This is a genomic window from uncultured Campylobacter sp., from assembly GCF_938045405.1.
GTDB lineage: Bacteria > Campylobacterota > Campylobacteria > Campylobacterales > Campylobacteraceae > Campylobacter_B.
Map to the genome: position 1 here is coordinate 1 of NZ_CALIMW010000290.1, position 9,753 is coordinate 9,753.

9 protein-coding genes are annotated in these 9,753 nt (G+C 45.3%); 6 read left to right on the top strand and 3 right to left on the bottom strand.

From position 1 onward, the window contains the following. Positions 1 to 318: hypothetical protein (locus Q0140_RS11830; RefSeq protein WP_297964833.1), on the bottom strand; the 318-nt coding region annotated here is incomplete at its 3' end. A gap of 205 nt (positions 319 to 523) precedes the next feature. After that, positions 524 to 1,936: an RluA family pseudouridine synthase gene (locus Q0140_RS11835; RefSeq protein ID WP_297964835.1), complete on the bottom strand. Its 1,413-nt coding sequence runs from the start codon at positions 1,934 to 1,936 to the stop codon at positions 524 to 526. Between the two features lie 75 nt (positions 1,937 to 2,011). Between Q0140_RS11835 and purB the strand changes: the two genes are divergently transcribed. Further along, positions 2,012 to 3,343: an adenylosuccinate lyase gene (purB, locus tag Q0140_RS11840; RefSeq protein ID WP_297964837.1), complete on the top strand. Its 1,332-nt coding sequence runs from the start codon at positions 2,012 to 2,014 to the stop codon at positions 3,341 to 3,343. Between the two features lie 793 nt (positions 3,344 to 4,136). Here the strand turns inward: purB and Q0140_RS11845 are convergent. Beyond that, positions 4,137 to 4,766 carry a hypothetical protein gene (locus Q0140_RS11845; RefSeq protein WP_297964838.1) on the bottom strand — a complete coding sequence of 210 codons (630 nt, stop codon included), beginning with the start codon at positions 4,764 to 4,766 and terminating at the stop codon, positions 4,137 to 4,139. Positions 4,767 to 5,409: 643 nt separating this feature from the next. On the opposite strand from Q0140_RS11845, the gene Q0140_RS11850 reads away from it, so the two are divergent. The 5 genes from Q0140_RS11850 to Q0140_RS11870 all read left to right on the top strand — a co-directional run. Continuing rightward, the gene (locus Q0140_RS11850; protein WP_297962192.1) at positions 5,410 to 6,756 is read left to right on the top strand and encodes a DASS family sodium-coupled anion symporter; all 1,347 of its coding nucleotides are present in this window, start codon (positions 5,410 to 5,412) and stop codon (positions 6,754 to 6,756) included. Positions 6,757 to 6,922: 166 nt separating this feature from the next. Continuing rightward, a complete protein-coding gene (locus Q0140_RS11855; protein ID WP_297964840.1) occupies positions 6,923 to 7,576 on the top strand; it encodes an amino acid ABC transporter permease in 654 nt (217 codons plus the stop codon). A gap of 2 nt (positions 7,577 to 7,578) precedes the next feature. Then, entirely contained in the window at positions 7,579 to 8,235 is a 657-nt protein-coding gene (locus Q0140_RS11860; RefSeq protein WP_297964842.1) for an amino acid ABC transporter permease, read from the top strand. Further along, a complete protein-coding gene (locus Q0140_RS11865) occupies positions 8,235 to 8,972 on the top strand; it encodes an amino acid ABC transporter ATP-binding protein (RefSeq protein WP_297964844.1) in 738 nt (245 codons plus the stop codon). Before Q0140_RS11860 ends, Q0140_RS11865 begins: the two co-directional genes overlap by 1 nt. Positions 8,973 to 8,992: 20 nt before the next feature. Then, positions 8,993 to 9,753: cysteine ABC transporter substrate-binding protein (locus tag Q0140_RS11870; RefSeq protein ID WP_297964846.1), on the top strand; the 761-nt coding region annotated here is incomplete at its 3' end.

Genomic DNA, 9,753 nt, shown 5'->3' on the forward strand with positions numbered 1-9,753 from the left:
CATCCAATATTTATGCGCTCTGAGCTCAAATTTACCGTAATTTTCGCTACCGAAAATAAATATATGAAACCCGTTGTCTAGCCAAGTTGAATTATATGCTTTTATGGCCTTAGCGCTTTTTTCCCAATCTGCATATTTTCTCTTTTCTGAGGATAAATTCTCGAATGCCCTTTTAAACTCTATAAGTAAAAACTTCCCATTGTTGTGTGTTAAGGCATCACCTATTTTTTCTACATCACCATCAAGTGGAGCTATGTCGATGTCCAACAAGCACTGCTTTACAAAATAATACTCTACTGTTTTTTCCCACCACAACATTTTTATCCTTTATTCAAAATTACTAATATTCTAATTATGAATTATAGCCATCGCAAAATAAAATCGTCTTAAAATTTTCAAATAACTACAGATGAGAAATTAATAAATTAATGCCATTGTAAGCACAAAATTTTATAAAAACCAGCAAAAGCAAAATCCTGATCATAAAAATAATCGTCGCCACTTCAAAATTTTATTGAGTTGCTTAAATTTTACCGATTTTTGCGAGATTATAAAACTCTCTTGCGGCGTCAAATTCGCTTTTTATCTCGTATCTTTCGCCGCCTAGTTCGAAGCAAATCGCATTCGCGTGCAGCAACAATCTCGGCGCCCCAGTCGTTCTGATCCGATCCGTCTCAACCATCTTTTTATCCAATATCCGCTCCGCTTGCTCGCGCGAAAGCCCGTACAGCGGCTCTCCCAATATCGGCGCACCCGCGGCAAATAGATGCAGCCTGATCTGATGCTGCCTACCCGTCAGCGGATAGCACTCAATCAGGCTAGCGTCTATGTCCGAGAAATATCGCAGCGGGCGTATCAGCGTGATCGCCTCCTTACCGTCGCGCGATATTTTCATACGAATTTTAAGATCGGCAAACTCGTCGCTAGGAGCGATCGGAGCATCAATCACAAACCCCTCAAAATCCTTTAAAAATTTCAGTTTATCGCTAAATTTTGCGTATTTTGCAGGCTCAAATTTTTTAAAATTTACGCAGCCCATAGAAGTAGCTGGCAAAGATTTAGCCACAGATAAGGCGTAAGGTTTATGTCCGTTATCCGCGCTACTCACCGCGATAGCGGGTTTAAGCTTATCACTCACGCCGCAGGATAAGTCATCAAATTCAAATCCGCTGCCAACATCGCCAGCAGGAGCGTCAGATTCAAATTTAGCTTGCATGCCGTCAGATAGAGCATCGCACCATAATCTCCTACTCGCACTATTAGACAAGATATTAAATCCAAATTTATTGCCTACTCCTTTTAGAGCTAGTGTATCGCGCAGATCCGACACGTTATCTGGTAAACTCACAGCATCGTCCGCAAATTTTGATCCGCAAATTTCATACGAACCTAGCGCATAGCAGTTCTCTATCTCGCCATTGCAAGCAGCACTTTGCAAATCACTTCGCAAGCCCTCTCTCAAATCACCTCGCACGAGCGCTAGATAGCTTTTCATCACTCTACGCTGTTCAAAGCACTCTTTAAGCTCGCGCGCCGCGTCTTTATCCTTGGCGACAATAAGAATTCCGCTGGTTTCTAAATCAAGCCTATGCGCCACGCATGCATCCTGCCCGTATAGCGACCAGATCTCGTCATACATATTATAAGGCGAGTTGCGCCCGCTCGGATGGCTTAAAATTCCACTCGGCTTGTCAAATGCCGCAAACGCATCGCACTCAAAGATCGGCTTCAGCCCGCGCGGCTCGCATTTGTAATCGATCAAAAAAATTTCTCCGCGAGCAACGGAATTTTTATGCAAATTCTGATCCTCTGCATCGGTTACGCGATGCTTGTCACAGATGCGCTGCGCGGATTTCATATCATATCCGAGGCTAAGCAGAATTTCGTAAATTTTGCGCCCCTCAAAGCTTCCCAGGCTTCTTTTCTCATAACCCATATTAAACTTTCAGCCCTATTTTTATATAATTTTTGCCATCATTATACAAGAAATTCTAACCGAAAGGCTACTAAAATGGTCGAAAGATACGCAAGAAAAGAGATGTCTGAAAAATGGAGCTTGCAAGCCAAATACGACGCGTGGCTAAAAGTCGAGCTCGCGGCGGTTAAGGCGTGGAATAAGCTAGGTCTAATAAGCGACTGCGATAAAGATAAAATTCTACAAAACGCAAGCTTTAGGATCGAGCGGATAGATGAGATCGAAAAGACCACCAAGCACGATGTGATTGCATTCCTAACGAGCGTGAGTGAGAGCCTTGGGCAGGAGAGCCGCTTCGTGCATTACGGCATGACTAGTAGTGACTGCATCGATACCGCCGTCGCGCTACAAATTAAAGAAAGCATGGAGCTCATCATTGAGGATGTGCAAAATTTAAAAGCCGCGATAAAATCTCAAGCCATGAAGCATAAAATGACACTGATGGTCGGGCGCAGCCACGGTATCCACGGCGAGCCGATCACTTTCGGACTCGTGCTTGCGGTCTGGTATGATGAGATAAATCGCGCGCTAGAGCTTTTGCAACACGCAAAAAGCGTTATCAGCTACGGCAAAATAAGCGGTGCGATGGGGAATTTCGCCCACGCTCCACTAGAGCTGGAAGAGCTAGTGTGCGAATATCTGGGGCTAAAGCCCGCTCCCGCATCCAATCAAGTCATCCAGCGCGATCGCTACGCGCAGGTAATGAGCGCACTTGCGATCCTGGCTTCCAGCTGCGAAAAGATCGCTATCGCAATCCGCCACTATCAACGCACCGAGGTTTATGAGGCAGAGGAATTTTTTAGCCCAGGTCAAAAGGGCAGCTCTGCGATGCCGCACAAACGAAATCCTGTGCTTAGCGAAAACGTAACTGGACTATGTCGTATGATCCGTAGCTTCGCAATACCCGCGATGGAGGACGTAGCACTATGGCACGAACGCGACATCAGCCATAGCTCGGTCGAGCGATTTATCCTCCCCGACGGCTTTATAACTACTGATTTTATGCTAAATCGCTTGACGAGCTTGATCGAAAAACTGCTCGTATATCCCGAAAATATGATGAGAAATCTAAATTTAACCGGTGGGCTCGTGTTTTCGCAGCGCGTGCTGCTAGAGCTGCCTAAACGAGGAGTTAGCAGAGAGGATGCCTATAAGATCGTACAGCGTAATGCGATGAAGGTCTGGGCGGATCTGCAAGAGGGCAAAAAAGCTATAGATGAGCAAGGACATAGCCTATTTTTGCAAAATCTGCTCGCAGATACAAAGCTACGAGAAAAGCTAAGCGAAAGCGAGATCAAAGAGTGCTTCGACTACGGATATTACACCAAAAATGTAGACGCGATTTTCGCTAGGGTTTTTGGTAAATAGCAGACACGCGACTTGCTATTTTAAAGCTCCGAGCAAGCCTATAAAATATAGCGAAGCGGCTAGAAATTTATGTTTGCGCCGAAGTATTTTAAAAACAGCGATTGAAATTTTAAAATTTTTACAAAGACAAAATTTTAGTAAAAGCGTAGCGCTTGCGGATAAATCTGGCATCTAAATCCGCACGACAGGCATCTACCGCTTTTACCGCGAATTTATAAAGGTAAAAATTCTACGCTTGCGACTAACATTAAAATCGTAAAAATTTAATGCTTTAAAACGTTAAAATTCTTAGACGCAGTAGTTTTAGAATTTTACCGCAAAATTTAAGTGCTAATCCCGAAGATGTAAATGCGAGATTTCCATAAAGTAAAACGGCATTTCTGCGTCGTACTCGAACTAGGAATCGTGAGATATCAAGCAATTAGAAACAAATTTAAAGTGGCAAATGGAGACATTGATAAAATTCCGCTTTTTCAACTTGAAATTATAACGATTCTTAGAAAAAAGCGGATTGAGTAAAATTTCACAAATTCCATCAATTTAAGCGCTTACCAGATAGCACCAAAATACGAGCCAAGCATGTGTGAATATATTTGAATTTTGTATGTACGAGTGGATAAAATTTGACGTCTAGTACCGGCAGCACCCTTTGATTATCATATAATTACGTCTGAATTGCTAGCAAATTTCGGATTAAACAATCCTGCGATTTGACGTCTAATAATTATTTGGAATTTAAGACGGATGGAGCGGGAGTTCGTTCGCTCCATCCTGCGCTAGCACGTTAGAATTTTTAGAATTTAAAGTTGTATCCTAAATATAGTCCATGATTGGTCTCGTAGGCTTTATCTATATCCTCTCCGAGCTTACTAGCCTTGTATCTCGTGTAGTCCGCTTTGTAGCCAAACTCGATCTCATTATGCTCATCAAAGCTATATAGCCCGCCCAGCCTTGCGCCGATGACCCAGCCTGGTACTGTCTTTGATATAGAGTCACTATCGCCGCTGAAGTCATTATACGAATCTTTGTATTTCAAAAACGAAACCCCCGTATATGCGCCCGCTACTAGCCTAAAGCTATTCGTAATCTCAGGCGTAAAATCTCCGCCTACTAGCAAGCTATGCTTATTCCAAGAGTGTTTAAAATCTCCATCCTCATCACTACCATTTTTTGTAACCTTAAAGTCATACATATACTCGCCGTATGCTCTAGCTATACCAAAATCATAGCCGCCTTTAAAGCCGAGCGCAGCCTGACCCTTATTATCTTTATTCGTGCCAGAATCGTCCTCGTCAGACCATTTAGTAGTGATGCTGGATTTAAAAGAATAATCTCCCTCGATACCTAAAAATATCCCCTCGCCAAAGCTTGAACTCACGCATACCGCAGCGGCAAACGCCGCGATTAAAATTTTGTTTTTCATATTTTCTCCTTACAATTTATGATTTCAAGGCTTCTCGCCACAGCCGCTCTTACCGTTTTATAACTTACGATCTTTGAGCCTCCTCCACCGGATTCGCTTACAAATCCGTTTAAAATTTGTTGATTATAATAGCCCCCCCCCCACTTAAATTTTGATAAATTTTTGAGGCAAGACGCGTAATTTTATCTCACTCGCCTTGGATAAAATTTTATCTCGCTTGCTAAGGATAGAATTCTATCTTGATTGCCAGCACGGAATTCGACGAAATTCTACGCCGCCTCCCTTGAGCAGTTAGCAAATTTAAATGCCGGGCGTCATTAAAAAATAATCTGTGATGAAATTTAAAGCGCTTACTTAGTTGTTCGTTTTTATGTATAATTTAAAATTTACACACGAGATAAGTGCCGTGTTACCGATAGTAACTGCACTTTTAAAAATTTAAGACGATTTGATTTGGAATTTATAAAATTCCCGCCTCATTTTTGTATCATAAGCCAAATCCAAAAAAGGAGTATCTATGGAAGAACACAAAGTGGAGTTACGCAACTCCCGCTTACAAGGGCCGCTGGACTCAGACGTAGACGAGCTGGGTTTAGACAGGCTCACCGACACCGTGCCGTTTCCTAAGCGCGGCGTCATCATTATGGCGATTGCCGCTGCAGTGGGCTTTGCGCTATATGCCGCACTACCATTTGAGCCCAATGTCAAAAAAGGCCTTGCGCTACTTGCTTTCATCGCGATTATGTGGCTTACAGAGGCCGTGCATATCACGGTAACCGCGCTTATGGTGCCGGTGCTTGCGGTAGCTATCGGACTTGGTAAATTCGCTAAAGATGGCACTTTCACGGCTGCCACCATCAAAAGCACGCTTGCAAATTTTGCAAACCCTACGATCTTTACCTTTTTCGGCGGTTTCGCGCTGGCAACGGCTCTGCATATGCAAAAGCTAGACAAAAAAATCGCGATGTGGCTAATCGCCCGCGCAGGCGGTCGCTTGGGTGTGGCTGCGATTTTAATCTGCCTTGCTACGGCGATCCTTTCGATGTGGGTTTCAAACACCGCAACTGCTGCGATGATGCTTCCGATCGCGCTTGGAATTTGCGCCAACATGGACGAGAGCAAAGATCGCGGCACGCTCGTGTTTTTGCTTTTGGGTATCGCGTATTCTGCAAGCATCGGAGGTCTGGGCACGCTCGTGGGATCTCCGCCAAATTTAATCGTAGCTCAAGCCTTGCACTACAGCTTCGCGGACTGGATGAAGGTGGGTTTGCCGCTAATGTGCGTGATGCTACCAATAATGCTTGTGGTGCTTTATATAATTTTCAAGCCGAATTTAAGCCATAAAATAGAGATGGATCTGGAGCATATCCCTTGGACGCGCGAGCGCATTATTACGATCGTCGTATTTGCTCTAACAGCACTTGGCTGGATATTTTCAAAGCAAATTTCAGCCCTTGTGGGCTTTAAAGTGGATGATGCTTACGTCGCCATCTGCTCGGCAGTCGTAATCGTCATACTAGGGCTTGCCAAATGGCACGACATCGCCGAAAACACCGAGTGGGGCGTGCTGCTGCTTTTTGGCGGCGGACTTACGCTAAGTGCGGTTTTAGGCGATTCCGGAGCCTCTAAGGTGCTTGGTGATTTGGTCGCGCACACTTTCGGTGGAGCGCCTACTTACATCGTACTTTTGGTAACAGCAGTTTTCATCATCTGCCTTACGGAATTTACGAGCAATACCGCCTCTGCTGCACTTTTAGTACCAGTATTTGCGGGAGTAGCGGCTCAAATGGGGCTACCGAAAGAAACTCTTACGATCATCATAGGTGTAGGCGCGAGCTGCGCTTTCGTAATGCCGGTAGCGACGCCGCCGAATGCTTTGGTTTTCGGAACGGGACGCATTCGCCAGGCGGAAATGGTACGGAGTGGCGGAATTCTAGCGATATTCTCCGCGTTTTTGGTTTCGGGATACGCGTATATTTTTTACTCGTAAAATTCCGTCAAAATTCTATAGTCCGGGTATCTACTCGGACTAAATATATTTATAAGATATATTTTTAAACTCCTAAATTTTCGGAATTTTTATAAAAAAATTCTAATTTAATACTATTTTAATCAGTTATCTGTATAATACACATATTTTACAGAAAGAAGAATTTATGGATTTTGATTTTATAGCTAAATTTAGCCCTATGTTCGTAAAGGCGGGAATTTTAACGCTAAAGCTCGCATTTTACGGGATTTTACTATCCATCATCATCGGTTTTATCTGCACGCTAATAAAATACAAAAGGCTGCCGCTGCTAAGCCCACTTGTGAGCGCATATATCGAGATGTCGCGCAATACTCCGCTTTTAATTCAGCTATTTTTTCTATACTACGGCCTGCCGAAGCTCGGCGTTCAAATTTCGGGCTTTACCTGCGCGATCGTAGGTCTTGCGTTTTTGGGCGGAAGCTATATGAGCGAGAGCTTTAGGCTCGGTTTTGAGGCGATAAAAAAATCCCAGATCGAAAGCGCGATGAGCCTGGGGCTAAGCGAAGCGCAGATAGTGTTTTACGTCGTGCTGCCGCGCGCCTTTGCGATCGCCCTGCCCTCCATCAGCGCGAACATAATATTTCTGCTTAAAGAAACCTCGATCGTTAGCATCGTAGCGCTCGCCGATCTCGTTTATGCCGCAAAGGACATCATCGGGCTGTATTACAAGACGAACGAGGCGCTGTTTATGTTAAGCGTTTCGTATCTGATCATAATCCTGCCGCTTTCACTAGCGCTTACGCTGCTTGAAAAGCGCCTTGCGTATATGAGGGGCTAGCGATGGAACTCTTAAGCGGTGAAAATTTAATCAGGCTTCTTGGCGGGCTTGGGGTCACGCTGCAAATCGCACTCATCTCGATCGCGGTTTCGCTCGGCCTAGGCTTGGTGCTTGGAATTTTAATGGCCTCTGGGCGCAGAGCCTTATACATCCCGCTTAAAATTTGCCTGGAGATCGTGCGTATCATGCCGCCCATCGTTTGGCTATTCATCGTATATTTCGGCGCGAGTAAGGCATTTGGCATCCACATCTCAAATATCGCGGCTTCGATCATCGTCTTTAGCGTCTGGGGCGTTTTTGAGATGATGGATCTGGTGCGCGGCGCCGTGCTTAGCATACCCAAGCATCAGTTCGAAAGTGCCGAAGCGCTCGCATTTAGCAGATCTCAAATTTATCTCTACGTGATCCTGCCGCTTGCGATGAGGCGCCTGGTGCCCGCGACGATAAATTTATTCAGCAGGATGATAAAAACAACCTCGATCGCCGTACTAATCGGCGTCATAGAGCTCGTCAAGGTCGGACAGCAGATCATCGAAGTAAATGTCTTCCGCAACAATTACGCGCCGCTAATCATCTACGGAGCGATATTTTTCGTATATTTTTTGATCTGCTATCCGATCTCGGCGCTTTCGAAAAGACTAGAAAACAGGTGGAGCTGATGGGAATTTTAGAACTTCATAAAATCAATAAATTTTATGGCGAGCTGCACGCGCTAAAGGACATCAGTCTTAGCGTTGCACAGGGCGAAGTCGTGGTAATCCTAGGCCCTAGCGGCTGCGGTAAAAGCACCCTACTTCGCACGATCAACGGCTTAGAGCCGGTACAAAGCGGAAATTTTATAATCGAAGGCGAACGAATCGATCAAAATTTCAAAGAGTGGCGCAGGATCAGACAAAAGATCGGTATGGTCTTTCAAAGCTATGAGCTTTTCGACCACTTAAATGTGCTACATAATATAATCCTAGGTCCCGTGAAAGTCCAAGGCGTACAGCGCGAGCAAGCTGTAGAGCTAGCCGGGCATTGGCTCAAAATCGTAGGACTAGAAAATAAAGAGCGAGCCTACCCCAAAGAGCTTAGCGGCGGGCAGAAGCAGCGCATCGCGATCGTACGAAGCCTTGTGATGAAGCCCAAGATCATGCTTTTTGACGAGGTTACCGCGGCGCTTGATCCCGAGATCGTGCGCGAGGTGCTCGACGTAATGCTAAATCTTGCCAAAGAGGGGCAGACGATGCTAATCGTAACGCACGAGATGGGCTTTGCGCGCGCCGTAGCCGATCGCATAGTTTTTATGGACGAGGGAAGCGTCGTCGAGATTAACGAGCCGGAGGCGTTCTTTACCGCTCCGAAGAGCGAGCGTGCGAAGAAATTTCTAAATATGTTCGAATTTAAAAAATAAATTTTAATAAAGGAGAAAAGATGAAAAAAACGCTAAGCACGCTTTTTATCTTAGTTGCGTTATTTTTCGCAGGTTGCAACGACGAGGGCAAAGGCTCCTCAAATTCCGCACAAGGTTCCGCCGCTCCGCAAAGCTATATAGACGGAGTTAAAAAACGCGGTGTAGTGAGGATCGCCGTTTTCGGCGATAAGCCGCCGTTTGGCTACATTGACGAGACGGGCAAAAACGCGGGATATGATGTGTATTTTGCAAAACGCATCGCAAAGGAGCTCTTAGGTGATGAGAGCAAGGTGCAGTTCGTGCTCGTAGAGGCGGCTAATCGCGCGGAATTTTTAGCGTCGGATAAGGTCGATATCACGCTTGCAAATTTTACCGTCACGCCGGAGCGCAAAGAGGTCGTGGATTTCGCGCTGCCGTATATGAAGGTAGCTCTCGGCGTCGCGAGCCCGAATGGCGATATCACCGACGTTTCGCAGCTTAAGGACAAAACGCTTTTAATCAACAAAGGCACGACCGCAGATCTGTATTTTACGAAAAACCATCCCGAGATCAAGCTTTTAAAATTTGACCAAAATACTGAGACTTTCGGTGCGATGCTGGACGGCAGAGGCGATGCGATCGCGCATGATAATACGCTTTTGTTTGCGTGGACGAAGTCAAACCCTGGCTTTAAGGTAGGCATCCGCTCGCTCGGCGATCAGGACGTCATCGCGCCTGCGGTCAAAAAGGGCAACGATGAGCTTCGCAAATGGCTTGACGATCTAATCGTAAAGCTCGCGGA